The organism is Pseudomonas sp. WT-JTC, assembly GCF_056711565.1.
This window is the reverse complement of sequence record NZ_CM160042.1, coordinates 368,138-393,308: the sequence shown is the minus strand read 5'-3', so window position 1 is coordinate 393,308 and position 25,171 is coordinate 368,138. Positions and strand designations below refer to the sequence as shown.

23 protein-coding genes and 1 pseudogene are annotated in these 25,171 nt (G+C 61.7%); 11 read left to right on the top strand and 13 right to left on the bottom strand.

Annotated features, from left to right (window positions below):
* Positions 1–41: 41 nt before the first annotated feature.
* The 11 genes and pseudogenes from ubiE to AC06G5_RS01720 all read left to right on the top strand — a co-directional run bounded on the left by ubiE (position 42) and on the right by AC06G5_RS01720 (position 8,242).
* Positions 42–812: a bifunctional demethylmenaquinone methyltransferase/2-methoxy-6-polyprenyl-1,4-benzoquinol methylase UbiE gene (gene ubiE / locus AC06G5_RS01770; RefSeq protein WP_007975568.1), complete on the top strand. Its 771-nt coding sequence runs from the start codon at positions 42–44 to the stop codon at positions 810–812.
* Positions 812–1,435, top strand: coding sequence for a ubiquinone biosynthesis accessory factor UbiJ (locus tag AC06G5_RS01765; protein WP_413428764.1), 624 nt, complete (start codon positions 812–814; stop codon positions 1,433–1,435). Before ubiE ends, AC06G5_RS01765 begins: the two co-directional genes overlap by 1 nt.
* Positions 1,432–3,036 (top strand): ubiquinone biosynthesis regulatory protein kinase UbiB, encoded by a 1,605-nt coding sequence (gene ubiB, locus AC06G5_RS01760; protein WP_413428765.1) that lies wholly within the window; start codon positions 1,432–1,434, stop codon positions 3,034–3,036. Before AC06G5_RS01765 ends, ubiB begins: the two co-directional genes overlap by 4 nt.
* 91 nt (positions 3,037–3,127) lie before the next feature.
* On the top strand, positions 3,128–3,529 hold the full coding sequence (gene hisI / locus AC06G5_RS01755; protein ID WP_046816940.1) for a phosphoribosyl-AMP cyclohydrolase: 402 nt from the start codon (positions 3,128–3,130) through the stop codon (positions 3,527–3,529).
* Positions 3,522–3,854, top strand: a complete 333-nt coding sequence (locus tag AC06G5_RS01750; RefSeq protein WP_007899279.1) for a phosphoribosyl-ATP diphosphatase — start codon at positions 3,522–3,524, stop codon at positions 3,852–3,854. Before hisI ends, AC06G5_RS01750 begins: the two co-directional genes overlap by 8 nt.
* Positions 3,855–3,879: 25 nt before the next feature.
* Positions 3,880–4,152, top strand: coding sequence for a twin-arginine translocase TatA/TatE family subunit (locus AC06G5_RS01745; RefSeq protein WP_008017048.1), 273 nt, complete (start codon positions 3,880–3,882; stop codon positions 4,150–4,152).
* Between the two features lie 10 nt (positions 4,153–4,162).
* Positions 4,163–4,603, top strand: coding sequence for a Sec-independent protein translocase protein TatB (tatB, locus tag AC06G5_RS01740; RefSeq protein WP_480458913.1), 441 nt, complete (start codon positions 4,163–4,165; stop codon positions 4,601–4,603).
* Positions 4,600–5,394, top strand: a complete 795-nt coding sequence (gene tatC, locus AC06G5_RS01735; protein WP_413703711.1) for a twin-arginine translocase subunit TatC — start codon at positions 4,600–4,602, stop codon at positions 5,392–5,394. The genes tatB and tatC overlap by 4 nt, the downstream gene beginning before the upstream one ends.
* The gene (locus AC06G5_RS01730) at positions 5,391–6,098 is read left to right on the top strand and encodes a 16S rRNA (uracil(1498)-N(3))-methyltransferase (RefSeq protein WP_413428240.1); all 708 of its coding nucleotides are present in this window, start codon (positions 5,391–5,393) and stop codon (positions 6,096–6,098) included. The genes tatC and AC06G5_RS01730 overlap by 4 nt, the downstream gene beginning before the upstream one ends.
* Positions 6,099–6,325: 227 nt before the next feature.
* Positions 6,326–7,387 (top strand): annotated as a pseudogene (locus AC06G5_RS01725) (methyl-accepting chemotaxis protein); the annotation flags it as partial.
* Complete coding sequence (locus AC06G5_RS01720; protein WP_416339966.1) at positions 7,370–8,242, top strand: methyl-accepting chemotaxis protein; 873 nt, start codon at positions 7,370–7,372, stop codon at positions 8,240–8,242. The pseudogene AC06G5_RS01725 and the gene AC06G5_RS01720, both read left to right, overlap by 18 nt.
* Positions 8,243–8,337: 95 nt before the next feature.
* Here the strand turns inward: AC06G5_RS01720 and AC06G5_RS01715 are convergent, their stop codons facing one another.
* The 13 genes from AC06G5_RS01715 to hutH (AC06G5_RS01655) all read right to left on the bottom strand — a co-directional run bounded on the left by AC06G5_RS01715 (position 8,338) and on the right by hutH (AC06G5_RS01655) (position 25,058).
* Positions 8,338–9,072 (bottom strand): amino acid ABC transporter ATP-binding protein, encoded by a 735-nt coding sequence (locus tag AC06G5_RS01715; RefSeq protein ID WP_413428241.1) that lies wholly within the window; start codon positions 9,070–9,072, stop codon positions 8,338–8,340.
* Positions 9,065–10,024: an amino acid ABC transporter permease gene (locus tag AC06G5_RS01710; protein ID WP_413703712.1), complete on the bottom strand. Its 960-nt coding sequence runs from the start codon at positions 10,022–10,024 to the stop codon at positions 9,065–9,067. Before AC06G5_RS01710 ends, AC06G5_RS01715 begins: the two co-directional genes overlap by 8 nt.
* A 128-nt stretch (positions 10,025–10,152) precedes the next feature.
* A complete protein-coding gene (locus tag AC06G5_RS01705) occupies positions 10,153–10,950 on the bottom strand; it encodes a transporter substrate-binding domain-containing protein (protein WP_413428243.1) in 798 nt (265 codons plus the stop codon).
* Positions 10,951–11,246: 296 nt separating this feature from the next.
* Complete coding sequence (gene mdoH / locus AC06G5_RS01700; RefSeq protein ID WP_413428244.1) at positions 11,247–13,817, bottom strand: glucans biosynthesis glucosyltransferase MdoH; 2,571 nt, start codon at positions 13,815–13,817, stop codon at positions 11,247–11,249.
* Positions 13,810–15,624 carry a glucan biosynthesis protein G gene (locus AC06G5_RS01695; RefSeq protein ID WP_413428245.1) on the bottom strand — a complete coding sequence of 605 codons (1,815 nt, stop codon included), beginning with the start codon at positions 15,622–15,624 and terminating at the stop codon, positions 13,810–13,812. Before AC06G5_RS01695 ends, mdoH begins: the two co-directional genes overlap by 8 nt.
* Before the next feature lie 321 nt (positions 15,625–15,945).
* Positions 15,946–16,383 (bottom strand): D-aminoacyl-tRNA deacylase, encoded by a 438-nt coding sequence (gene dtd / locus AC06G5_RS01690; RefSeq protein WP_413428246.1) that lies wholly within the window; start codon positions 16,381–16,383, stop codon positions 15,946–15,948.
* The gene (pip, locus tag AC06G5_RS01685; RefSeq protein ID WP_413428247.1) at positions 16,380–17,351 is read right to left on the bottom strand and encodes a prolyl aminopeptidase; all 972 of its coding nucleotides are present in this window, start codon (positions 17,349–17,351) and stop codon (positions 16,380–16,382) included. Before pip ends, dtd begins: the two co-directional genes overlap by 4 nt.
* A 104-nt stretch (positions 17,352–17,455) precedes the next feature.
* On the bottom strand, positions 17,456–18,361 hold the full coding sequence (locus AC06G5_RS01680; RefSeq protein ID WP_413428248.1) for an alpha/beta hydrolase: 906 nt from the start codon (positions 18,359–18,361) through the stop codon (positions 17,456–17,458).
* Between the two features lie 146 nt (positions 18,362–18,507).
* Positions 18,508–19,455: a choline ABC transporter substrate-binding protein gene (locus AC06G5_RS01675; protein WP_413428249.1), complete on the bottom strand. Its 948-nt coding sequence runs from the start codon at positions 19,453–19,455 to the stop codon at positions 18,508–18,510.
* 231 nt (positions 19,456–19,686) lie between these two features.
* Positions 19,687–20,490 carry an N-formylglutamate deformylase gene (gene hutG, locus AC06G5_RS01670; protein ID WP_413428250.1) on the bottom strand — a complete coding sequence of 268 codons (804 nt, stop codon included), beginning with the start codon at positions 20,488–20,490 and terminating at the stop codon, positions 19,687–19,689.
* A gap of 10 nt (positions 20,491–20,500) precedes the next feature.
* The gene (hutI, locus tag AC06G5_RS01665; RefSeq protein ID WP_480458911.1) at positions 20,501–21,706 is read right to left on the bottom strand and encodes an imidazolonepropionase; all 1,206 of its coding nucleotides are present in this window, start codon (positions 21,704–21,706) and stop codon (positions 20,501–20,503) included.
* Between the two features lie 180 nt (positions 21,707–21,886).
* On the bottom strand, positions 21,887–23,419 hold the full coding sequence (gene hutH / locus AC06G5_RS01660) for a histidine ammonia-lyase (RefSeq protein WP_413703715.1): 1,533 nt from the start codon (positions 23,417–23,419) through the stop codon (positions 21,887–21,889).
* A 115-nt stretch (positions 23,420–23,534) separates the two neighbouring features.
* The gene (gene hutH, locus AC06G5_RS01655) at positions 23,535–25,058 is read right to left on the bottom strand and encodes a histidine ammonia-lyase (protein WP_413423366.1); all 1,524 of its coding nucleotides are present in this window, start codon (positions 25,056–25,058) and stop codon (positions 23,535–23,537) included.
* Between the last annotated feature and the right edge of the window lie 113 nt (positions 25,059–25,171).

Here is a 25,171-nt window from a genome sequence, read left to right as displayed (position 1 = left end):
GGGGATTAGAATGTCGCGCATTCTCTTTTGGTGACAGCGATATGACTGATCAGCGCAAAGGCAGCGATGCCGAACCCACCACTCACTTCGGCTTCAAAAACGTTCCGGAAAGCCAGAAAGCGGAAAAAGTCGCTGAGGTTTTCCACTCCGTAGCCGCCAAGTACGACCTGATGAACGACCTTCTGTCGGGCGGCATGCACCGTCTGTGGAAGCGTTTCGCGATCGAACTGTCGGGCGTTCGTGCCGGCAATCGCGTACTCGACATCGCCGGCGGCACCGGCGACCTGACCAGGAAGTTCTCGCACCTGGTCGGCCCGACCGGCCAGGTCGTGTTGGCCGACATCAACGAATCCATGCTCAAGGTCGGTCGTGACCGCCTGCTGGACCTCGGTGTGGCCGGCAATGTCGAATTCGTCCAGGCCGATGCGGAAAAACTGCCGTTCCCCGACAACCATTTCGACTGCGTGACCATCGCCTTCGGCCTGCGCAACGTGACCCACAAGGAAGATGCCCTGCGTTCGATGCTGCGCGTGCTCAAGCCTGGCGGCCGTCTGCTGGTGCTGGAGTTCTCCAAGCCGACCAATGCGCTGATGTCCAAGGCCTACGACGCCTACTCGTTCGCCTTCATGCCGTTGATGGGCAAGCTGATCACCAATGACTCGGAAAGCTATCGCTACCTGGCCGAATCGATCCGCATGCACCCGAACCAGGAAACCCTGAAGTCGATGATGGTCGAGGCCGGTTTCGACCGCGTGACCTATCACAACATGACCGCAGGCATCGTTGCCCTGCACCGCGGCATCAAGCCCTGATGCTGCTCGCCGGCCTGCTCGCCAGCGTTGAGCTCGGCCTCAACCGGGTGCTGCGTCTCGACAGTACGGCGCTGCCGCGGCTGGCGCATCTGACCGGCAAGGTGATTGCCGTCGACTGCCGCAGCCCGGCGCTGCAACTGTTCATCCTGCCCAGCGACGAAGGCCTGATGCTCGCCTCCCAGTGGGAAACCGGCGCCGACTGCACCCTGCGTGCACCGGCTTCGAGCCTGTTGAAGCTGGCCATGAGCAAGGACAAGACCTCGATCCTGCACAGCCCTGAAGTCGAACTCGACGGTGACAGCGGCGTGCTGCTGGAACTGTCGGCGATCCTCCAGGACCTGGAGCTGGACTGGGAGTACGAACTCTCGCGCTGGCTGGGGCCGGTGCCCACGCAACTGGTCAGCGGTCACCTGCGCAGCCGCGCCCGCTGGTATCAGCAAGGCTTTGCCAGCCTGGGCCAGAACCTGGGCGAATACCTGGCCGAAGAGTCGCGCACCCTTGTCGGTCAGCGTGAAGCCGAAGCCCGTTTCAGTGAACTGGACCAGATCAAGCTCGATCTGGAACGTCTCGAGGCGCGTTTCGAGCGCCTTTCCCGATCCCTCGACCCAAGCGATAACGCATGAAGCTGCTTGCCGTCCGCCGTCTGTTGCGCATCCAGCGCGTCGTGATCCGCTACCGCCTCGATGACCTGCTGTTCGATCTGCCACTGCCCTGGTTTCTGATGGCGCTGCGCTATGCCTTGCCGTGGCGCTGGTTCCCGCGCAAGCCGCTGGACCTGAGCCGTGGCGCGCGCTTGCGCCTGGCGTTGCTGGACCTGGGGCCGATCTTCATCAAGTTCGGGCAGATCCTGTCCACTCGCCGCGACCTGTTGCCGGAAGACATCGCCGATGAACTGATGAAGCTGCAGGATCGGGTGCCGCCGTTCGATTCGCAGGTGTCGGTGAAGCTGATCGAAGAGCAGCTGGGCAAGAAAATCAGTGACGTGTTCAGCCGTTTCGACGTTGAACCGCTGGCCTCGGCCTCGGTGGCACAGGTGCATGCCGCGCAACTGAAAACCGGTGAAGAAGTCGTCGTCAAGGTAATCCGCCCGGGCCTCAAACCGGTCATCAAGCAGGATCTGGCGTGGCTGTTCATTCTCGCGCGCGCTGCCGAAAGAGTGTCTGCCGATGCGCGCCTGCTGCACCCGGTGGACGTGGTCAGCGATTACGAAAAAACCATCTACGACGAACTCGACCTGCTGCGCGAGGCGGCCAACGCCAGCCAGTTGAAGCGCAACTTCGACGGCTCGCCGCTGCTGTACGTGCCGCAAGTCTATTGGGACTGGTGCCGGCCGAAGGTGCTGGTGATGGAGCGCATCTACGGCATCCAGGTCACCGATCTGGCGACCCTGGCCGACCAGCGCACCGACATGAAAATGCTCGCCGAGCGCGGCGTGGAGATCTTCTTCACCCAGGTGTTCCGCGACAGCTTCTTCCACGCCGACATGCATCCCGGCAACATCTTCGTCAGCACCGTGCAGCCTTGGAGCCCGCAATACATTGCGATCGACTGCGGCATCGTCGGCAGCCTGACCCCGGAAGACCAGGATTACCTGGCGCGCAACCTGTTCGCCTTCTTCAAGCGTGATTACCGCCGCGTGGCGCAATTGCACATCGATTCGGGCTGGGTGCCGGCAGAAACCAAACTCAACGAATTCGAAGCAGCGATCCGTACCGTGTGCGAGCCGATCTTCGAAAAACCGTTAAAGGATATTTCCTTCGGTCAGGTGCTGATGCGCCTGTTCCAGACCGCACGGCGCTTCAACATGGAAGTGCAGCCGCAGTTGGTCCTGCTGCAAAAAACCTTGCTGAACATCGAAGGCCTGGGCCGCCAGCTGTACCCGGACCTCGATTTGTGGAACACCGCACAACCGTTCCTCGAACGCTGGATGCGCGAGCGCGTCAGCCCCAAAACCTTGTTTGGCAACGTGCAGAGCCAGATCGAACAGATCCCGCACCTGGCCAACATGACGCGTGACCTGCTCGAACGCCTGTCCCAGCCCCATGCCAACGATCCGCCTCCAACATGGCATCGACGCCGGGACGACTGGTTCCTGCGCCTGCTTGGCACGGCTCACCTGGCCGGGGGCGCCATCCTTGCCGCTGGCGGCCCGCTGAACCAGTTGGCTTACTGGCCGGCTGGCATCATGATGGCGGTCGGTTTGTATCTGGTCGTTCGCCGATAGCCAGTCGCGCAACACGCTGGCACACTGTTTGGACGCTGCATTGAACGCAGGCCCCCGATTTTTGAAGTGCGGGCCCGTATCGGAGTCGTTGATGAAGAATTGGCTGGACGAGATCAAGTGGGACGCCGACGGCCTGGTGCCAGCGATTGCCCAGGACCACAAGACCGGGCGCGTCCTGATGATGGCCTGGATGAACCGCGAAGCACTGGAACTGACCGCTGCCGAGAACCGCGCCATTTACTGGTCGCGCTCCCGTGGCAAGCTGTGGCGCAAGGGCGAAGAGTCCGGCCATGTGCAGACCCTGCACGAGATGCGCCTGGACTGTGACGCCGACGTCATCATCCTGATGGTCGAGCAGATCGGCGATATCGCCTGCCATACCGGCCGCCAGAGCTGCTTCTACCGCGTTTTCGAGAACGGCGACTGGACAACCGTCGACCCGGTCCTCAAGGATCCGCACGCCATCTATTCCGCAGGGCATAAACATGAGTGACACTCTGACCCGTCTGGCACAGGTACTGGAAGAGCGCAAAGGCGCCGCTGCCGACAGCTCGTATGTCGCCAGCCTGTACCACAAGGGCTTGAACAAGATTCTGGAAAAAGTCGGCGAAGAGTCGGTCGAAACCATCATTGCCGCCAAGGATGCCGCCATCAGCGGTGACTGCAGCGATGTGATCTACGAAACCGCCGATTTGTGGTTCCACAGCATGGTCATGCTCGCCCAATTGGGGCAGCATCCACAGGCTGTACTCGATGAACTGGACCGTCGTTTCGGTCTCTCCGGACACGCCGAGAAAGCCTCGCGCCCGTCCGCCTGAATAACTATTAGAGAGGAGCAGCAGCATGGGCATTTTTGACTGGAAACACTGGATCGTCATCCTGGTTGTCGTGGTACTGGTTTTCGGCACCAAGAAACTGAAAAACCTCGGTACCGACGTCGGCGAATCGATCAAGGGCTTCAAGAAAGCCATGAACGACGACGAAAAACCGGCCGATCCGGCAGCGACCCCGACCCAACCGGTTCCGCCTGTTCAGCCACAGGCCTCGGTGAACCAGCCGCACACCATCGACGTGCAGGCGCAAAAAGTCGAAGAGCCGATCCGCAAAGACGTGTGAGCACTGACTAATGTTTGGTATCAGCTTCTCTGAACTGCTGCTCGTCGGCCTCGTCGCCCTGCTGGTGCTGGGTCCCGAGCGCCTGCCGGGCGCTGCGCGCACCGCTGGCCTGTGGGTCGGGCGTCTGAAGCGCAGCTTCAACGCGATCAAACAGGAAGTTGAACGTGAAATCGGTGCCGACGAGATTCGTCGGCAACTGCACAACGAACACATCCTGTCGCTTGAGCAGGAGGCGCGGAAAATCTTCACGCCGACCCAGCAGGAGCCGACGCCGGTGGAGCATGTGGGAGAGCAGACGATTCAGGCTCCCGCCGCCAGCGTCGCAACACCTGCGGCAGCGGCGGAACCTGCACCCGTTGTTGCAGCCATACTGGTTGAACCTGTCACACCTGCGGCTGCGCCTGTTGCGCCAGCCCCTCATGACCCAACACTGCCGCCGCGAGCCCCATGAGCGATCTTCCTGAAAACGACCAGCACATGCCGCTGGTTTCGCACCTCACCGAGCTGCGTACCCGACTGCTGCGCTGCGTAGCGGCGATTTTCATCATCTTCGCCGGCCTGTTTGCTTTCACCCAGCAGATCTACACCTTCGTTTCGACGCCGCTGCGGGCATACCTGCCAGCCGGCGCGACGATGATCGCCACCGACGTGTCGTCGCCGTTCCTGACGCCGCTGAAACTGACCATGATGGTCTCGCTGTTCCTGGCAATCCCGGTGATCCTGCATCAAATCTGGGGCTTCATCGCGCCAGGCCTGTACAAGCACGAGAAGCGCATTGCCGTGCCGTTGCTGATTTCCAGCATCGCGCTGTTCTACACCGGGATGGCGTTTGCCTATTACCTGGTGTTCCCGCTGATCTTCAAGTTCTTCGCCGCGGCCACCCCGGCCGGGGTGGAGATGATGACCGACATCACCAGCTACCTCGATTTCGTCATGACGCTGTTCTTCGCCTTTGGCGTGGCGTTCGAAATCCCGGTGGCCGTGGTGCTGTTGGTGTGGATCGGCGTGGTCGACGTCAAATACCTGAAGAAAATCCGCCCGTACGTGATCATCGGTTGCTTCGTGGTCGGCATGATCCTGACGCCGCCGGACATCTTCTCGCAGACCCTGCTGGCTGTGCCGATGTGGTTGCTGTTCGAGATCGGCATCCTGTTCGGCAGCCTGATCAGCAAGCGCAGCGACCATCAGGAAGACCAGCCGGCTGACGATCACAACGACCAGCCGCCAGCGACCCAAGCGTGAACCTGCTGCTCCTCATCGATGCCGACTTCATTGCGGCCGACCGGGTGGTCCTGCGTGATCGCCGGTTGACCCACATGCAGGAAGTCCACCGCTGCGAAGTCGGCGACAGCATGCGCGTCGGGCGGATTGGCGGGCTGATGGGCTCAGCCGAAGTGCTGCGCCTGGACGCCGACGAGGCAGAGTTGCGTGTCACCCTCGACCAGCCACCTCCTGCCAAGCTGCCATTGACCCTGGTATTAGCCCTGCCAAGGCCCAAGATGCTCCGTAGGGTGTTTCAGACCGTGGCGGCCATGGGTGTGCCACGGGTCGTGCTGGTCAACAGCTATCGCGTCGAGAAGAGCTTCTGGCAGACGCCATTCCTGGAGCCTGAGGCGATTCGCGAGCAGTTGATCCTCGGCCTGGAACAGGCGCGGGACAGCGTACTGCCGGAAGTCGTCATCGAGAAGCGCTTCAAGCCGTTCGTCGAAGACCGTTTGCCGGCGATCACCGAAGGCACCCTCGGCCTGGTGGGGCATCCGGGCAATTACCCGCCCTGCCCTCGCGCACTCAGCGAACCGGTGACCCTGGCCATCGGCCCCGAAGGTGGCTGGATTCCCTACGAGATCGACCTGCTGGGCAAATCCGGCCTGCAACCGGTGCAACTGGGCGAGCGCATTCTTCGCGTCGAAACCGCCGTGACCGCGCTGCTGGCACGCCTTTTCTAAACCCCGACACAATTCCCCTGTGGGAGCGGGCTTGCTCGCGAAGAGGCCGGTACATTCAATGCATTATCTGCGTTTGAAATACCGCTTTCGCGAGCAAGCCCGCTCCCACAGGTCCAACTTCTACTCAAGATAATCATCCGCCCGTATATCGGGCAGTGCCTACAGATTCAGGTTCCCCTGCCGATATACCCCCCATAAAACCAAATTGCGGTCCGGGGAGTTTCAGCATGTATCAATGGCTAGCCGAGAATCTGGGAAACGTCAGCGTCAAACGCAAGCTGGGGATCGGCTTCGGTCTGGTACTGTTGCTGACCCTGCTGATCACCTTCACCGGCTGGAGCGGCCTGAGCGGCGTGACCAGCCGTGGCGATAAACTGGGGTTCATCGCCAGCCTCAACGACCTGACCAAGGACCTGCGCATTGCACGCCTGGATTACGAGATGCGTCGCGGCGAACAAGGTCCCGGCGCCGTCAACGATCTGTTGGGCAAACTCGAAAGCGGCCTGCAGACCGCCCGCGGCCTGATCGAGCAACCGGCTGATACGGCCATGGTCGAGCAACAACTGGCTGCTGTCGCCGAATACCGTCGTGCATTCGGCGACATGACCCAGGCCGGCGCCCAGCGCGAAGACGCCCGCAGCAAACTCGGCGCCACCGCCGATAACGCCGTGGCCCGCGTCGCCGAAGTGGAAAAATCCATGCTGCAAGGCGACAGCGTCGCAGCCTTCAACAGCGTGATAGACCTGAGCAAACTGATCCAGCAGGCGCGCTTCCAGGTTCGCGGCTACACCTACAGCGGCAAGAGCGAAGCCGAACAGCCAGCCCTCGACGCCATCGACAACGCCCTGAAGAACCTCGAAAGCCTGCCGGCCAAACTGCCTGAAGAACACATCGCCAACCTGCAACAGGCGACGGATTCGCTGAAGGCCTACCGCGCCGCTGTCAGCCAGTTCCGCGACTCCCAGGTGGCCAGCGCCAAGGCCCTGGCACGCATGTCTGCCCAAGGCGAGATCCTGTTGGACATGAGCCGAAAACTCACCGTCTCGCAAACCGTCGTGCGCGACACCGATGCCGCCCACGCCAAGAACATGCTGACCCTCGCCACGGTGCTGGCCATCGCCTTCGGCCTGCTGGCCGCCTGGGCCATTACCCGGCAGATCATCATTCCTTTGAACCAGACCCTGGCCGTGGCCGAGCGCGTGGCCGCCGGCGACCTGACCCACAACCTGGTCTCCCTGCGCCGCGACGAACTCGGCCAGTTGCAGCGGGCCATGCAGAGCATGACCCAGGGCTTGCGCGAACTGATCGGCGGCATCAGCGATGGTGTCACGCAGATTGCCAGCGCCGCCGAAGAGCTGTCCGCCGTCACCGAGCAGACCAGCGCCGGGGTCAACAGCCAGAAGGTCGAGACCGATCAGGTCGCGACTGCCATGAACGAAATGGCCGCCACCGTGCAGGAAGTGGCGCGCAACGCCGAGGAGGCCTCCGAAGCCGCCGTCGCGGCCGACCAGCAAGCCCGTGAAGGCGACAAAGTGGTAGGTGAGGCCATCGCCCAGATCGAACGCCTGGCCGCGGAAGTCGGTCACTCCACCGAGGCCATGGGCGAACTCAAGCGCGAAAGCGACAAGATCGGCAGCGTGCTCGACGTCATCAAATCCGTGGCCCAGCAAACCAACCTGCTGGCGCTCAACGCGGCAATTGAAGCCGCCCGCGCCGGTGAAGCCGGCCGTGGTTTTGCCGTGGTGGCAGACGAAGTCCGCAGCCTGGCCCAGCGCACCCAGAAGTCCACCGAAGAGATCGAAGAGCTGATCGTCGGCCTGCAAAACGGCACGCAGCAAGTCGCGACCATCATGGACAATAGCCGCACCCTGACCGACAGCAGTGTCGAACTGACCCGCCGCGCCGGTGGCTCACTGGAAAGCATCACCCGCACCGTTTCGGCGATCCAGGCGATGAACCAGCAGATCGCCGCTGCCGCCGAGCAGCAAAGCGCCGTGGCCGAAGAGATCAACCGCAGTGTGCTGAACGTACGGGATGTGTCGGATCAGACCTCGGCAGCGAGTGAAGAGACGGCAGCCTCCAGCGTTGAGCTGGCGCGGCTGGGGACGCATCTGCAGATGCTGGTGGGTAAATTCAAGGTTTGAGGTGATGCCTTCGCGAGCAAGCCCGCTCCCACAGGAGAACGCATTCCAATGTGGGAGCGGGCTTGCTCGCGAAAGCGGTCTGTCAGACGCCGAAGTTACAAAACCTGCCGCAGGAAGGCCTGCGCCCGAGGATCCTTCGGCGCATCGAAGAACTCCGCTGGCGAAGCATCTTCCAGCAACTTGCCATGATCGAAGAACAGCACCCGGTCCGCCACTTCCCGGGCGAAGCCCATTTCATGGGTGACGCAAACCATGGTCATGCCTTCCATGGCCAGGTTTTTCATCACATCCAGCACTTCGCCGACCATTTCCGGGTCGAGTGCCGAGGTCGGCTCATCGAACAGCATGACCTTCGGCTCCATCGCCAACGCCCGGGCAATCGCCACACGTTGTTGCTGGCCGCCGGACAGGCGCGACGGGAATTCATGGGCTTTCTGGGCGATACCGACCTTTTCCAGCAGTGCCATGGCCTTGGCCTCGCGCTCTTTCTTGCCACGCTTGCGCACGACTTTCTGCGCCAGGCACAGGTTTTCCAGCACGGTCATGTGCGGGAACAGGTTGAAGTGCTGGAACACCATGCCGACTTCGCGACGGTAGGCGTTGACGTCGGTTTTCGGATCAGCCAGTTGCAGGCCGTCGATGCTCACCGAGCCGGAGTCGAACTCTTCCAGGCCATTGAGGCAGCGCAGGAAGGTCGACTTGCCGGAGCCGGACGGGCCGATCACCACCAGCACTTCGCCCTTGGCAACGATGGTGGAGACGTTATCCACCGCGCGTACCACCTGGCCACGGGTGTCGAAGACTTTTACCAGATCGCGGACTTCAATCACTTTGCGCGAGCCTCCGCTCAAGCCGGCTGGCGATTTTCGACAGCGGCAGGTTGATCAACAGGTACAGACCGGCGACACAGAACAGAATCTCGAACGGCGAAAACGAGGTGGTGATGACTTCGCGGCCGCTTTTAAGCAGCTCGGTAATCGCGATCACCGACACCAGCGAGGTGTCTTTCACCAGGCTGATGAACTGCCCGGCCAGCGGCGGCAACACACGCTTGAAGGCTTGCGGCAGCACCACATGGCGCATCGACTGGCCGGCGCTCAAGCCCAGCGAGCGTGCGGCTTCGTTCTGGCCACGGGCGATGGATTGCACGCCGGAGCGGATGATTTCCGCCACATAGGCACCGGTGAACAGCGACAGCGCGGCGATCCCGGCGAATTCCCGGGACAGGTTCATCACGGTGCCGATGAAGAAGTAGAAAATGAAGATCTGCACCAGCAGCGGCGTGCCGCGCACCAGTTCGACGTAAATGGTCGAAAGGTCGCGCAGGGTCGGGTTGTTCGACAACCGGCAAAGGCCGGTGGCCAGACCGATCAGCAGCCCGAGAACGCCGGACACCACGGACAGCCACAAGGTGGTCCAGAGGCCCCACATCAGTGGTCCTGCGGCCCAATGGCGGGTCACGCCAACGACGTCGCCTTCGGCTACGTCATCGCCCTGGGCGACTTGCAGACTGTTTTCGTCGACGGTCAGGTGCTGCTCATCACCCGCGTCGTTGCGCAGGGTGACTTCAGCCCTGTCGCCCTTGCGCACCAGTTCGCTGACGGTGGAGATGTCGGCGGCGCGCTGGGATTCTTCGGCGTGGTAAGCGAAGTATTGCGGCACACGGTTCCAGCGCCATTCGTAGGACATCAGCGAGGTGGCGTAATACAGCGCGCCGGCCAGGCCGATCAGCACCAGCACGGTCAGCACGTGCCAGGGCCATTGGGCTTTTTTCTGTTTCATTGCAGGTTCCGGTTTTTGTGTTGCCCTGGAGGGCCTCTTCGCGAGCAAGCCCGCTCCCACATTTGATCTCGGTCTAATGTGGGAGCGGGCTTGCTCGTGAATGGGACGACTCGATCTGGCTGACCGAGTTACTCCATGTCCTTGAGCCACTCGCTGCTCTTGAACCACTTGTCATGGATGCGATCGTAGGTGCCGTCTTCGTGGATCTGGTGCAGGAAGTTGTTGATGAAGTTGATGCTGTCGTAGTCACCCTTCTTCAGGCCGAAGGCCAGCGGCTCGTAGGTGAACGGCTTGTCGAGGAACACCAGCTTGCCGTTGCCGACCTTGTTCACCGCCACGACGTTGTACGGCGCGTCGTAGATGAAGGCGTCAGCCTTGCCGTTGACCACATCGAGCACGGCCTCCTGCTCGTTGTCGTAACCGTGGTACCTGGCTTTGGCGATCAGTTTTTTGGCGACCATTTCGCCGGTGGTGCCGAGCTTGGAGGTGATGCGGTAGTCGGCAGTGTTCAGGTCTTTATAGGACTTGATGGTGCCTTCCAGCTCCTTGCGGATCAGCAGGGTCTGGCCGACTACGATGAACGGTTCGCTGAAGTTCAGGCGCAGGTTGCGCTCCTGGGTCAGGGTCATGCCGCTGCCGATCATGTCGAACTTGTCGGTCAGCAGTGCCGGGATGATGCCGTCGTAACCGGTGGACACCAGCTCCAGCTTGACGCCCATGGCCTTGGACATGGCTTTGAGAATGTCGACTTCGAACCCGATGATCTCGCCGCGCTTGTTGGTCATTTCGAACGGCATGTAGGTCGGATCCATCCCGACTTTCAACGTGCCGCGCTTGACCGCGTCATCGATGGCACCGGCGTGCGCCGCGCTGACTGCAACCAGTGCCGTGACGCCGACCAGCAGCATCGACAGATACTTCTTCATCTTCAAGTCCCCAAAACCATTGCGTTGTGAGGCGCGCAAAAATGGCGGCTCCCCGGGAGGAAACGCACCAATACGGACAAAAATTATCCGGGCACACCAATTCGGGGACGGATCCTAAACTACTCGCCCGTTTGCACAAGGGTTTGGGAACGATCAGGCAAAAAAAAGCCCCGCCGGGTAGCGGGGCTTGTGTAGGAGCGAGCTCGCTCGCGATGGTCGTTAACGATTACGCGTTTTTACTGACTTAGCGCGGCGTTCTTGAGTCCATCGCGAGCGAGCTTGCTCCTACAGTTTTTTCAGGCCAGTTGCGCCTGGACACTCAACGGCTTTAGCGGCAACAGCGGTGCGTGGGGGTCGGCCTTGACCGACTTGCGCCACGCGCCCAGCCACTCGGCGTGGCCTTCGCTCCAGACCTGCTCATGCAGGCGGGCCAGGGCCACCGGGTCACTGAGCAGTTGTACACGCTCGTTGTTGGTCAGCCCTTCAGGACCGACTTTCATCGCGTGCCGCACCCGTTCGATCCGCAGCCATTCAATCGGCTCGGCCTCGCGGTGACGCGAGGTCGCCAGCGAACACGCCAGGGCGTTCTGCTGCGGGTCGACCACCGAACGGACGAAGCCGTCATTCAGCGCGTGCCAGCGGTTTTCGTGGGTGTACTGATCGGTGGACAGCAAGGCCTGCGGCGGATTGTATTCCTCGGGGATCAGGAACAGGCTCTCGTCACGGGACTTCAGGCCCAGGCCGACACGGCTGGAAATCACCGACACCGGGATCGACAGCATCAACGAACCGACAATCGGCACCAGCCACCACAGGAAGCTCGGGTTCAGCCAGATCACCAGCAGGGCCCAGAAGAAGCCCAGCAGGGTTTGCGGACCGTGGCGCTTGACCGCTTCGCTCCACGGCGTGGAGTCGTCGTCACGTTGCGGCGAGTTCCAGGTCGCGGCCCAGCCGAGGAACGCGGCGAGGACGAAACGGGTGTGGAAAATCATCCGCACCGGCGCGAGCAGCATGGAGAACAGCATCTCCAGCAGCATCGACAGGGTCACCTTGAACTTGCCGCCGAACTCTTTCGCGCCCTTGGCCCAGATCAGGATGATGCTCAACAGTTTCGGCAGGAACAGCAGCACGATCGTGGTCGAGAACAGCGCGATCGCCTTGTCCGGGTGCCATTGCGGCCACAGCGGATAGAGCTGGCGCGGTTCGAGGAAGTACTGCGGCTCCATCAACGTGTTGACCGCCAGCAGCGCCGTCGACAACACCAGGAAGAAGAACCACAACGGCGCCGACAGGTAGGACATCACGCCGGTCAGGAACACCGCACGGTGCACCGGGTGCATGCCCTTGACCAGGAACAGGCGGAAGTTCATCAGGTTACCGTGGCACCAGCGACGGTCACGCTTGAGCTCGTCGAGCAGGTTTGGCGGCAATTCTTCATAGCTGCCCGGCAAGTCGTAGGCAATCCACACGCCCCAACCGGCACGGCGCATCAACGCGGCTTCAACGAAGTCGTGGGACAGGATCGCGCCGGAGAACGCGCCTTTACCGGGCAACGGCGCCAGGGCGCAGTGATCGATAAACGGCTTCATGCGGATGATCGCGTTGTGCCCCCAGTAGTGCGACTCGCCCAGTTGCCAGAAGTGCAGGCCGGCGGTGAACAGCGGGCCATACACACGCGTGGCGAACTGCTGCATGCGCGCATACAGGGTGTCCATGCCCGACGCCCGTGGCGCGGTCTGGATGATCCCGGCGTCCGGCGTGGCTTCCATCAGGCGTACCAGACTGGTCAGGCACTCGCCGCTCATCACGGAGTCGGCATCGAGTACGACCATGTACTTGTAGTCACCGCCCCAACGACGGCAGAAGTCGTCGAGGTTGCCGCTTTTACGTTTTACGCGACGGCGACGGCGGCGATAGAAGATCTTGCCGAAGCCCCCGGCTTCGCGGCAGACATCCAGCCAGGCCTGTTGCTCGGCGACACAGATATCGGCGTCGTTACTGTCACTGAGGACGAAAAAGTCGAAGCGGTCCAGGTCACCCGTGGCCGCAACCGACTCGAAGGTCGCCCGCAGACCGGCGAATACCCGTGGCACATCTTCGTTGCAGATCGGCATCACCAGAGCGGTGCGCGCATCCTTAGGAATCGGTTCATCGCCGGCGCTGGCACCGGAAATACGGTACTTGTCGTGACCGGTGAGCAATTCCAGGAAGCCCATCAGCGCGGTCCAGAAACCGGCCGATACCCAGCAGAACAGAATCCCGAACAGGATCAGGATGCTGGTCTGCAAGGCATACGGCAGCACTTGCGTGGCGGTTTGCAGCAGCGGTTGGTGCAGCACTTCGTTGAGGTCGACGAACGACCAGCCCTGGTACGGCATGATGCCTTTCATGTACCAGCCGGCGACGATGGTCTGGCCGAGCATCAGCAGCAACAGAATGTAGCGACGGATCGAACCGACGGTGCGCCAGCGGGCGGCCGGCAGGACACGTTCGTCCTTCGGCGGCTTCGGCGGGTTGGTGCGGCCGGTCAGGCGGCGCCAGCCACGCACCAGAATGTTGGTGCGCCACGGCTCCGGCACGACCTTGGTCCGCCGGATCGGCGGAGTCGCCTTGAGGCAGACCCGGCCGCTGGCGTCGAGCGCCAGCATTTCTGCGTCCTGCAGCTCTTCGGCAGTGCTCAGGGTCAGGCGTTTGCCGACCGAAGCCTGTGCGGCTTCGGTTGGGGCGTCGAACGTCGATGACGACAGGCGTTCATGCAATTCGCTGAAAGACTGGCAACCCGCGAGTTCCGCGCGCTGCTCGTCGGTCATCGGCAGATGCGCCAGATACTCGGAGAGAGTTTCTGGCTGTACTTGAGAGTTACTCATCGGCAGGCAACTGATAGCTCCAGGTCTCGGTCAGGACTTCTTCAGTCGGAGCCGATTCCGGTGTGGCTGGGGCCGCGTCGGCAGCGGCAGGCTGCTTGGCGTCTTTATTGGCCTTTTCCTTGGCATCTGCAACAGGCTTCGCTTCAGCCTGCTTGGCCTCCGCTTGCTTGGCTTCCTTGTCCGCTTTCTCCTGTTGCTTGGCGGCAACCTTGTCGGCCTTGGCAACCGACGAGTTCGACGACGGGATCGAAGTCTTGGCCAGGTCCGCCGGCACAATGTTCTGCACCAATGCGGCACGCATTTCAGTGGCCTTGCCCGGATCCTTGATCTTCATCCGCAGGGTCAGGCGCCAGCCATTGGTTTCAGGGTTGAAGCGCACGCTGTTTTCCACCAGCTCGGCGTTGTCGCCGACGCTGACCTGGCTGCGAACTTCCGCATCGGCCGGCAATGCCGCCAGGGACGGGCCTTCGAAATCCACCAGATAGGCAACGCTGCCGTCCGGTTGACGAATCAGGTTGGACTGCTTGACGTCACCGGTGGAACGCAGGGTCTGTTTGACCCAGGCGCTGTCCGGCGCGTGAATGGCCGATTCGTCCATTGTCCAGTGCATACGATAAGCGACATCGAGCGGCTGGCCAGGTTCCGGCAATTTTTCCGGGTTCCAGAAGGCAACGATGTTGTCGTTGGTTTCGTCGGCGGTTGGAATCTCGACCAGATCAACGGTGCCCTTGCCCCACTCGCCTTTCGGTTCGATCCAGGCACTTGGGCGCTTGTCGTAGCGATCGTCGAGGTCTTCATAGTGGCTGAAGTCGCGGCCGCGTTGCAGCAGACCAAAGCCGCGCGGGTTTTCCACGCTGAAGTTGCTCACCGCCAGGTGTTTCGGGTTGTTCAGCGGCCGCCAGATCCACTCGCCGTTGCCGGCATGGATCGCCAGACCGCTGGAGTCGTGCAGTTCGCGACGGTAGTTCAGCACTTTCGACGGCTGGTTGGCGCCGAACAGGTACATGCTGGTCAACGGGGCGATACCCAGTTTGCCGACCTTGTCACGCAGGAACATCTGCGCCTTGACGTCGACGATGGTGTCGCTGCCCGGACGCAGGATCAGGCGATAGGCACCGGTGGCACGAGGAGAATCCAGCAGGGCGAAAATCACCAGGTGCTTGTCGCCTGGCTTGGGCTGCTGAACCCAGAATTCGCGGAAACGCGGGAATTCTTCGCCGGACGGCAAGGCGGTATCGATGGCCATGCCGCGAGCGGACAAACCATAGACGTGCCCCTTGCCGACGACGCGGAAATAGCTCGCGCCGAGCATGGTCATGATTTCGTCTTGCTTGTCGGCCTTGTTGATCGGGTACAGCACACGGAAACCGGCATAACCCAGTTGTTCAGTGGCCTTGGGATCGAACTTCATATCGCCAAAGTCGAAACGACTCGGGTCGTATTTGATCTCTTCGACGGTGTTCGCGGTGATTTCGTTGATTTTCACCGGAGTATCGAAATGCATGCCCTGGTGATAGAAAGACAGCTTGAACGGCGTCTTCTGATCAGCCCATTCGGCTTTTTCCGTCAGAAAACGAATTTTCTGATAGTCCGCGAATTTCATGTCGCGGAACTCGTTCGGCAGGTTACTGCGCGGCGCTTCGTATTTCTGCGCGGCCAGCTCTTTTGCCTTGGCCGATACATCATCCAGACTGAATGCCCAAAGCTGGCCGGCGCTGAGCAGGCAGAGCAGTGCAGAGCCCGCTACCAGGGCGCTGCGCAACCGTTTGGCAGACAATTTTGGTGCGTTACAGGGACTAACAATCACGAGCAACCCTCGCCGAAAACAGATCAAAAAACCAACGGCCAGTTAAAGGGTCTGCACGGTCTGCGGTATGAAACAACCGCCCTTGCAAACCACTCTTGCCAAGTTGGCGAGCATTGTTCCGACTCCGCTGGGGCGAAATGATTCCCCAATCGGATCCGGACAACTCTCTACCTAAGTCAAAATGGACCAACGAACGCTGATCCCCGTAGCGCGCGATTATCTAGTAGGCCGCGTTACAACGCATCAGGGGTAACAAAGTATTTATCGCGAAAAAACCCTGTTTTCAGTCGAAATGAGCTTAAAAACTTGTTTCAAACGCTTTCAGGTCTGTAACAGGAAGGTTACCGGGCCATCATTGACCAGATGCACCTGCATATCCGCGCCGAATCTACCTGATGCCACAGTGCCATGCACCTGTTTCGCTTTGCTTAATAGATAGTCGAATAATTCCTCGCCCAGCGCCGGAGGGGCCGCGGTCGAAAAACTCGGACGCAACCCGTTTTTGGTATCGGCAGCCAGGGTGAACTGAGAGACCAGCAGCAGCCCGCCGCCCACATCCGCCAGGGACAGATTCATCTTGCCCTCAGCGTCACTGAACACCCGATAGTTAAGCAGCTTATTGAGAAGTTTGTCGGCGCTGGCCCGCGTGTCGTCGGGCTCGACGGCCACCAGCACCAGCAATCCCTGATCGACGGCACCGACGATCTCGCCCGCGACCTCGACTCGCGCGCCACGCACCCGTTGCAGCAGAGCCTTCATGCTTCTTCAGGCGCCAGGTCCAGCAGACGACGGGCCATCTGATTGGCCGCACGTACCAGCGCGTCGGTGATTCCCGGCTCGGAAGCGGCATGACCGGCATCGCGGATGACCTGCAGTTCACTGTTCGGCCAGGCTTGATGCAGCTCCCAGGCGTTATCCAGCGGGCAGATCACGTCATAGCGACCATGGATGATCACGCCGGGCAAATGGGCGATCTTGCCCATGTTGCGGATCAACTGGTTCGGCTCAAGGAAGGCGTTGTTGCTGAAGTAGTGGCATTCGATGCGGGCAATCGACAATGCACGTTGTGGCTCGGAGAACCGATCGACCACCATCGGGTTCGGACGCAGGGTCGCGGTGCGGCCCTCCCAGGTGGACCACGCCTTGGCCGCGTGCATCTGGGCAATCTGGTCGTTGCCGACCAGTCGCTTGTGGAACGCGGCAAGCAAGTCGTCACGCTCATCCAGCGGGATCGGTGCGATGTAGTCCTGCCAGTAATCAGGGAACAGGCGGCTGGCGCCGGCCTGGTAGAACCACTCGATTTCCTGCGGACGGCAGAGAAAGATCCCGCGCAGGATCAGGCCGTGTACACGCTCAGGATGGGTTTGCGCGTAGGCCAGGGCCAGGGTCGAACCCCAGGAGCCGCCAAACAGCACCCACTTGTCGATACCCAGGTGCTGGCGGATCCGCTCGAGGTCGGCGACCAGATCCCAGGTCGTGTTGTTTTCCAGGCTGGCGTGGGGCGTGGAGCGACCGCAACCGCGCTGATCGAAAGTGACAATGCGATAAAGGTTGGGATCGAAGTAGCACCGACTCTGGGCATCACATCCGGCACCGGGGCCGCCGTGGATGAACACCACCGGCAATCCTTCCGGTGAACCGCTCTCGTCGACATACAGCGTGTGAGTTTCGTCGACAGCCAGATCGTGCCGGGCGTGGGGTTTGATCTGCGGGTACAAAGTCTGCATTGCGCACTCCGTAAGGGGTCGAGGTCATCCCTGGGGGGACTTCTATTATTCTGCCGTCCGGCATCATAAACCCGAATTACGTCAATGAGCATGCCCGTGCGGAGTCAGAGTTTTGCCGACAGATATCCGAACAGGGTTTCGTACAGTGCATCGACCTCGACCGCCTGCCCACGAGCCCGTAAACAGCCATGAACCAAGCCCTCGCCGAGATAAAGGGTGGCAGCCACGCCCGCGGCATTCAGTCGCTCGGCATACAGCACACCGTCATCACGCAACGGATCGAATTGCGCCACGGCGATCCATGCCGGTGGCAGTCCGCTGAAATCCGTGGCGAGCAGTGGCATGGCGTAGGCGTTCGGATGACGGGTGCCACGCAGGTAAAGCGCGTGATAGCACTCGACGTCACTGCTGCTGAGCAGCGGCGCGTCGATGCACTCACTGCGCGATGGCAGCCGGTGATCGCCGCCCAACCCCGGATAGATCAGCACCTGCGCGCACGGCACCGGCTCACCGGCATCGCGCAGTGCCAGGCACAGCGCCGCCGCAAGATTGCCGCCCGCACTGTCGCCGGCCACCAGCATGCGCTCCGGGTCGAGTTGAAACGGCCCGGTGCGCAGTGCTCGCCAGACCTTCAGGCAATCATCGAACGCGGCGGGAAACGGATGCTCCGGTGCCCGGCGGTAATCGACGGCGATCACCAGTACACCGAGTGTCGATGCCAATTCGGCGCAGATGAAATCGTGGGAATCAAGGTCCCCCACCACCCAGCCGCCGCCATGCAGATAAACGATGCACGACGCGCCACTGGCCGGTGGTTGATAGGAACGAACAGCAACCCCGGCCAACTCGAAATCGACCACATATAACCCGACCGGGCGCGCCGGGGTAAACGCCCGGCACATCTCGCTGTAGGCCTGGCGCAGACCGTCGGGGCTGCTGTCGGTGCTGTTGAAACTGACGGTTTTCTCGACGAAAGCCGTCATCTGCTCGGAAAGCGGGTAAGGAGCCATGAGCCTGGTGCCCGTTCAGGGGAATATATGGCCCCTGTAGGAGCGAGCTCGCTCGCGATGATCGTCAACGATAACGCTGTGAACCTGATACCCCGCGGCGTTCTCGGGTTCATCGCGAGCAAGCTCGCTCCTACAGGGTTTTGGTGTCAGTTTTTCAGACTGGCCTGAACCGTCGCCACGCCATCCTTGCCATCGAAACTGCTGACACCCGCCAGCCAACGCTGCAAGTCCTCGGGATGCTCACGCAGCCATTTTTTCGCGACATCCTGAGCCGTCTGGCGCTCCATGATCGGCACCATCAACTGGCTTTCCTGGGCTGCGGTGAATGTCAGGTTTTCCAGCAGCCGATTGACGTTCGGGCAGCGTTCGGCGTAATCCGGGGCGGTCACGCTGGAGACGGTTGCGGCGCCTTCATTCGGACCGTAGACATCTTCACTACCGGTCAGGTAGGTGATGTTCATGTTGATGTTCATCGGGTGCGGGGTCCAGCCGACAAACACCACGAACTCCTTGCGATTCACCGCCCGCTGCACGGCCGCCAGCATCCCGGCTTCGCCGGACTCGATCAGTTTGAAGTCCTTCAGGCCGAAGTGATTGGTCTCGATCATGGTCTTGATGGTGGTGTTGGCGCCGCTGCCTGGCTCGATGCCGTAGATCTTGCCGCCGAGCTGATCCTTGAAGCGGGCGATGTCCGCGAAGGTTTTCAGCCCGGCCGCCGCCACATAGTCCGGGACCGCGAGGGTGGCCTGGGCATCGGCCAGGCTCGGTTTATCCATGACCTTCACCTGATTGGCAGCCACGAACGGGGCGATATTCTTATCCATCGCCGGTTTCCAGTAACCCAGGAAGATGTCCAGGCGCTTGTCGCGGATGCCGGCGAAGATGATTTGCTGCACGGCGCTGGTTTGCTTGCTTTCGTAGCCGAGACCGTTGAGCAGCACATCGGCCATGCCACTGGTGGCGATCACGTCGGTCCAGTTGACCACGCCCATGCGCACGGCTTTGCAGGAGGCGTCGTCCGCGGCCATGGCGCCGGTGCTCAACAGAGCGGTGCCGCAGAAGATTGAGAGACAGCGGGTGAACAGTCTTTTCATCGGGATGATCTCGTGCGGCAGCGGATTATTGTCGGGCCGGTGTCTATGTGCACCGTGGCCGAAACATTACGCAGCAGACGAGCGGCAAAAGCGAACTGAGGCGACCGTGTTTTGCACGGTGGCGACTTGTAGGAGCGAGCCTGCTCGCGATGGAGGACAACGATGACGCGGGCTGTCTGAATGCACACGTTGACCTGACGTTTTTCGCGAGCAAGCTCGCTCCTACAGGGGTTATGCGTTGTAGTGTTTTTCGCCCCAGGCCAGCAAGCCTTGCAGCAGTTCCTTCAATACCACCCGCGTCGGCTGCGCCAGATCCGCCCGATAACGGAACGGCTCGAACTCTTCCATATAGGTGCACTGACCAAGTTCCAGCTGCACGGCGTGGATGTTCTCGGCCGGGTTGCCGTAATGGCGGGTGATGTGGCCGCCCTTGAAGCGTCCGTTCAGCACGTGGGTGTAATTGTCATGACGCGCGCAGATCGCTTCGAGTTGCGTCGCCAATTGAGGATCGCAACTGGCGCCGTTGAAGGTGCCGAGGTTGAAGTCCGGCAGTTTGCCGTCGAACAGGTGCGGAATCAGCGAGCGGATCGAGTGCGCATCGAACAGCAGCGCATAGCCGAACTCGGCCTTCAATCGCGCCAGTTCCTGCTGCAAGGTGCTGTGGTACGGCGTCCAGATCTGTTCCAGATAGGTCGCACGCTCTTCTTTCGAAGGTTCCAGGCCTTCGCGGAACAATGGCACGCCGTCGAACAGCGTGGCCGGGTACAAGCCGGTGGTCGCGCCCACGTACAGCGGCTTGTCGTCGGATGGACGGTTCAGGTCAATGACGAATCGCGAGTATTCGGCGGCCAGGGTGCTGGCGCCCAGTTCAGCGGCGAAGTCATAAAGCTGCGGGATGTGCCAGTCGGTGTCCGGCAGGCTTTTCGCGTCAGGTATCAACCCGGCCTCGACCGCCGGAGTCAGGCGCACACCGGCGTGGGGCATGCTGATCAGCAACGGTACGCGGCCTTGTTTGAAGTTCAGAACCTTATCCACAGTTGCTCTCCTACAGACTTGTCTCGACGCCGTGACGCACGACGCGTTTTTCCAGGTCGCCGCCCAGCCAGTACGACAGGTCGGCCGGACGTTCGATTTGCCAGGCCACGAAATCCGCGACCTTGCCGACTTCCAGCGAGCCGTGGGTGTCGGCCATGCCCAGCGCGGTAGCGGCGTAAATCGTTGCACCGGCCAAGGCTTCTTCCGGAGTCATGCGGAAACAGGTGCAGGCCATGTTCAACATCAGGCGCAATGACAGCGCCGGCGAGGTACCCGGATTGAGATCACTGGCGATGGCGATTTTCACGCCGTGCTTGCGCAGGGCTTCCATTGGCGGCAATTGGGTTTCGCGCAGGAAGTAGAACGCTCCCGGCAGCAATACCGCGACGGTGCCAGATTCGGCCATGGCGATGGCGTCGTCTTCGGTCATGAATTCCAGATGATCGGCGGACAGTGCGTGGTAACGCGCTGCCAGGCTCGAACCGTGCAGCGACGACAACTGCTCGGCGTGCAGCTTCACAGGCAAGCCCAGTTTCTGAGCGGTGATGAATACGCGTTCGACCTGCGCCGGGGAAAACGCCAGGTATTCGCAGAACGCATCCACAGCGTCGACCAGCCCTTCGGCGGCCAGGGCCGGGAGCATGTCAGCGCAGATGTGATCGATGTAGTCGTCGGCGCGATCCTTGTATTCCGGCGGCAAGGCGTGAGCGGCCAGGCAGGTGCTGCGCACGCTGATTGGCAGTTCGGCACCGAGACGTCGGGCGACGCGAAGCATCTTGCGTTCGTTGGCCAGGTCGAGGCCGTAGCCGGACTTGATTTCGATGCTGGTGACGCCATCGCGCATCAGGCTTTTCAGGCGCTTGGCGGCGCTGGCGAACAGTTCGTCTTCGCTGGCCGCACGGGTGGCACGCACGGTGCTGGCGATGCCGCCACCGCTGGCGGCGATTTCCGCATAACTGACGCCTTGCAGGCGCTGCTCGAATTCGCCGCTGCGGTTACCGCCGAACACCGTATGGGTGTGGCAGTCGATCAGGCCCGGCGTGACCCAGGCTCCGTTCAAATCGTTGACCGCCGGGTACTCGCCCGCCGGCAGGTCAGCGCGCGGCCCGATCCACTCAATGAGCGCACCGGACGTCACGATGGCCGCGTCTTCGATAATCGAATAGACGCCTTGCGCCATGGTTGCGACGTGGCAGTGTTGCCAGAGGATTTTCATCCCTTAGTCTCCACAAATTTCTAAATCGATTCGCGAGCAAGCCCGCTCCCACAGGGTTTACACAATCCACTGTAGGAGCGAGCCCGCTCGCGATGGTCCTCAACGATAACGCGCCCTGCCTGAATGCCCGCGTTGCCCAGGCGTTTTTCGCGAGCAGGCTCGCTCCTACAGGAGGGGGCCTTACAGGCTCGGCAGCAACTTGGTTGGAACCAGCTCGGTCAGGCAGCGCGAAGCCAACAACTCAGTCGCCGCATTGATGTCCGGTGCAAAGAAGCGGTCCTTCTCATAGAAGGGCACTTCGTTGCGCAGGATGGCGCGGGCCTGTTCCAGTTTTGGCGAGGTCTTCAGGCCGTTGCGCAGGTCCAGGCCCTGAGCCGCCGCCAGCCATTCCACGGCGAGAATCCCGCGGGTGTTCTCGGCCATTTCCCACAGGCGCTTGCCGGCCGCCGGGGCCATCGAGACGTGGTCTTCCTGGTTGGCCGAGGTCGGCAGGCTGTCCACCGAATGCGGATGGGACAGCGCCTTGTTCTCGCTGGCCAGGGCCGCCGCGGTGACCTGGGCGATCATGAAGCCGGAGTTCACGCCGCCGTTGGCCACCAGGAACGGCGGCAATTGCGACATGTGCTTGTCCATCATCAGCGAGATGCGACGCTCGCTCAGGGAACCGATTTCGGCGATGGCCAGGGCCATGTTGTCGGCGGCCATGGCCACCGGCTCGGCGTGGAAGTTGCCGCCGGAGATCACGTCGCCTTCGGCGGCGAACACCAGCGGGTTGTCCGAGACGGCGTTGGCTTCGATGGCCAGCACTTCGGCGGCCTGGCGGAACTGGGTCAGGCAGGCGCCCATGACTTGCGGCTGGCAGCGCAGGGAGTACGGATCCTGGACCTTTTCGCAGTTTTCGTGGGAGTCGGAGACTTCGCTGCGCTCGCCCAGCAGATCGCGGTAAGCGGCGGCGGCGTCGATCTGGCCTTTCTGGCCACGGGCGGCGTGGATGCGCGCGTCGAACGGCGAACGCGAACCCAGCACCGCTTCAACGGTCAGGCCGCCGAGGGCCAGGGCACCGGCGAACAGGTCTTCACCTTCGAACAGGCCGCGCAGGGCGAACGCGGTGGACACCTGGGTGCCGTTGAGCAGGGCCAGGCCTTCTTTCGCGGCCAGGGTCAGCGGGGTCAGGCCGGCGACTTTCAGCGCTTCGGTCGCTTCCATCCACTCGCCCTTGTAGCGCGCCTTGCCTTCGCCCAGCAGCACCAGCGACATGTGCGCCAACGGCGCCAGGTCACCGGACGCACCGACCGAGCCTTTCAATGGAATGTGCGGGTACACCTCGGCATTGATCAGGGCGATCAGCGCGTCGATCACCACGCGACGGATGCCGGAGAAACCACGGCTCAGGCTGTTGACCTTGAGCACCATGATCAGGCGCACCAGCTCGTCGCTGATCGGCTGGCCGACGCCGGCGGCGTGGGACAGCACCAGCGAGCGCTGCAGGTTTTCCAGGTCTTCGCTGGCGATGCGGGTCGAGGCCAGCAGGCCGAAACCGGTGTTGATCCCGTAGGCGGTGCGGTTCTCGGCGAGGATCTGTTCCACGCAGGCCACGCTGGCCTCGATCTGGGCCGCGGCGCTGTGGTCGAGGGTCAGTTTCACCGGCTGCTGATAGACGTCACGCAGTTGGGTGAGGCTCAGTTGGCCGGGGATCAGGTTTAGCGCAGTCATTTTGTGCTCCTTTTGAGAGTTGTCATTAACTCACCAGACGCTCCGGAGTTGTCCGTTGTCCGTCGCGTCTGCCTTTTGGGGAGCCGCGCCTTGGCACGTTGGTGTTGTGTGGAAATCAGTTCAAATTCGGCAAAGCTTTCTGCAGCAAGGCCGGGTCTTTCAAAACGCTCGCAGCAGCGGCGATGTCCGGTGCCAGCCAGCGATCCTGGTCGTAAGCCGGAACGCGCTCGCGCAGCAGACGCCATGCGGCATCGGTGCCGGCGCCAAAACGTTGCTCCTTGAGGAATTCGAACGCCTGGGCCGCCAGCAGGTACTCGATGGCGAGGATCTGCGTGCAATTTTCCAGTGCGCGGTGCAGCTTCAGCGCGGCGTTAGTGCCCAGGCTCAGGTGATCTTCCTGCAGGCCCGAAGTGACGTAGTTGTCGAGCACCGCCGGTTGCGCCAGTTGACGGTTCTCCGCGCACAGCGAAGCGGCTACGTATTGCACGATCATCATCCCCGAGTTTACTCCCGGGTTGGCCACCAGGAAGGCTGGCAGACCGCTGACGTGCGGGTTGATCAAACGGTCCAGGCGACGCTCGGCGATGGAGCCAATTTCCGCCATGGCAATCGCCAGCAGGTCCGCCGCCATTGCCACGGACTGGCCATGAGGGTTGGCCTGGGACACCACGCGGTAATTGTCCGCGGTGCCCAGCACCAGCGGGTTGTCGGTGGCACCGTTGAGTTCGGTTTCGATTTGCTTGGTCGCGTGCACCAATTGGTCGCGAGCGGCGCCGTGCACCTGCGGGATCGAACGAATGCTCAGGGCATCCTGCGTGCGAATGCCTTTGCTCTGGGCGATCACTTCGCTGCCGTCGAGCAAGGCCCGCAGATTGATCCCGACCTGTTGCATGCCCGGGTGCGGCTTGAGTGCAATGATCTCGGCGTCGAACGCGTCAATCTGACCGCGTTGGGCTTCGAAGCTCATTGCACCGATCACGTCGGCCCATTCCAGCAGGCGCGTGGCATCGGCAATCGCCAGGCAGCTCAGGCCGGTCATGCAGGGCGTACCGTTGACCAGGCACAAACCGTCCTTGGCACCGAGGCGAACCGGTTGCAGGCCTTCTTCGGCGAGGGCCTGCTGCGCGGAAACCACCTGACCGCGATAGCTGACATTGCCAACACCCAGCAGCGCGATGCCGATGTGCGCCATGTGGGTCAGGTAGCCCACGGAACCCTGGGACGGCACTTGCGGGGTGATACCACGGTTGAGCAGTGCCAGCAGTGCTTCGACGACCTGACGGTGCAGGCCGGATTTACCGTGGCTGTAGTTGACGATGGCCGCGCACATGATCGAGCGGGTCTGCTCGTCGCTCAATACCGCACCAACGCCACAGGCGTGGCTAAGCAAGGTATTGCGCGACAACTGGCTGAGTTGTTCGTCCTGCAGCGAGACGTTGCACAGCGCGCCCAGGCCCGTGTTGATGCCGTAGGCACGTTCGCCGCTGGTGACGATGCGCTGGACGATGGCCTGGGCATTTTCGATACGTGCCCAGATCGGCGCCGACAGCTCAAGCTGTGCGCCATGACGCGCCACGGCGACCACATCCCGCCAAGTGACCTGCGCCTCGGTGATAACGATTTTTTCAGCCTGGGACATCATTAACCTCGTGCGTACAACCTGAATATTGATGCAGCTCTACCGCCGCCTTCGCGAGCAAGCCCGCTCCCACATTGGAATGCGATCAACTGTGGGAGCGGCGGTGCGACGAA

What these genes read in the sequence shown, in the direction of transcription:
- ubiE (WP_007975568.1), top strand. Translation starts at nt 42, where the DNA reads ATGACTGATCAGCGCAAAGGCAGCGATGCCGAACCCACCACTCACTTC.
- AC06G5_RS01765 (WP_413428764.1), top strand. Translation starts at nt 812, where the DNA reads ATGCTGCTCGCCGGCCTGCTCGCCAGCGTTGAGCTCGGCCTCAACCGG.
- ubiB (WP_413428765.1), top strand. Translation starts at nt 1,432, where the DNA reads ATGAAGCTGCTTGCCGTCCGCCGTCTGTTGCGCATCCAGCGCGTCGTG.
- hisI (WP_046816940.1), top strand. Translation starts at nt 3,128, where the DNA reads ATGAAGAATTGGCTGGACGAGATCAAGTGGGACGCCGACGGCCTGGTG.
- AC06G5_RS01750 (WP_007899279.1), top strand. Translation starts at nt 3,522, where the DNA reads ATGAGTGACACTCTGACCCGTCTGGCACAGGTACTGGAAGAGCGCAAA.
- AC06G5_RS01745 (WP_008017048.1), top strand. Translation starts at nt 3,880, where the DNA reads ATGGGCATTTTTGACTGGAAACACTGGATCGTCATCCTGGTTGTCGTG.
- tatB (WP_480458913.1), top strand. Translation starts at nt 4,163, where the DNA reads ATGTTTGGTATCAGCTTCTCTGAACTGCTGCTCGTCGGCCTCGTCGCC.
- tatC (WP_413703711.1), top strand. Translation starts at nt 4,600, where the DNA reads ATGAGCGATCTTCCTGAAAACGACCAGCACATGCCGCTGGTTTCGCAC.
- AC06G5_RS01720 (WP_416339966.1), top strand. Translation starts at nt 7,370, where the DNA reads ATGCAGAGCATGACCCAGGGCTTGCGCGAACTGATCGGCGGCATCAGC.
- AC06G5_RS01710 (WP_413703712.1), bottom strand. Translation starts at nt 10,024, where the DNA reads ATGAAACAGAAAAAAGCCCAATGGCCCTGGCACGTGCTGACCGTGCTG.
- AC06G5_RS01705 (WP_413428243.1), bottom strand. Translation starts at nt 10,950, where the DNA reads ATGAAGAAGTATCTGTCGATGCTGCTGGTCGGCGTCACGGCACTGGTT.
- mdoH (WP_413428244.1), bottom strand. Translation starts at nt 13,817, where the DNA reads ATGAGTAACTCTCAAGTACAGCCAGAAACTCTCTCCGAGTATCTGGCG.
- dtd (WP_413428246.1), bottom strand. Translation starts at nt 16,383, where the DNA reads ATGAAGGCTCTGCTGCAACGGGTGCGTGGCGCGCGAGTCGAGGTCGCG.
- pip (WP_413428247.1), bottom strand. Translation starts at nt 17,351, where the DNA reads ATGCAGACTTTGTACCCGCAGATCAAACCCCACGCCCGGCACGATCTG.
- AC06G5_RS01680 (WP_413428248.1), bottom strand. Translation starts at nt 18,361, where the DNA reads ATGGCTCCTTACCCGCTTTCCGAGCAGATGACGGCTTTCGTCGAGAAA.
- AC06G5_RS01675 (WP_413428249.1), bottom strand. Translation starts at nt 19,455, where the DNA reads ATGAAAAGACTGTTCACCCGCTGTCTCTCAATCTTCTGCGGCACCGCT.
- hutI (WP_480458911.1), bottom strand. Translation starts at nt 21,706, where the DNA reads ATGAAAATCCTCTGGCAACACTGCCACGTCGCAACCATGGCGCAAGGC.
- hutH (WP_413703715.1), bottom strand. Translation starts at nt 23,419, where the DNA reads ATGACTGCGCTAAACCTGATCCCCGGCCAACTGAGCCTCACCCAACTG.
- hutH (WP_413423366.1), bottom strand. Translation starts at nt 25,058, where the DNA reads ATGTCCCAGGCTGAAAAAATCGTTATCACCGAGGCGCAGGTCACTTGG.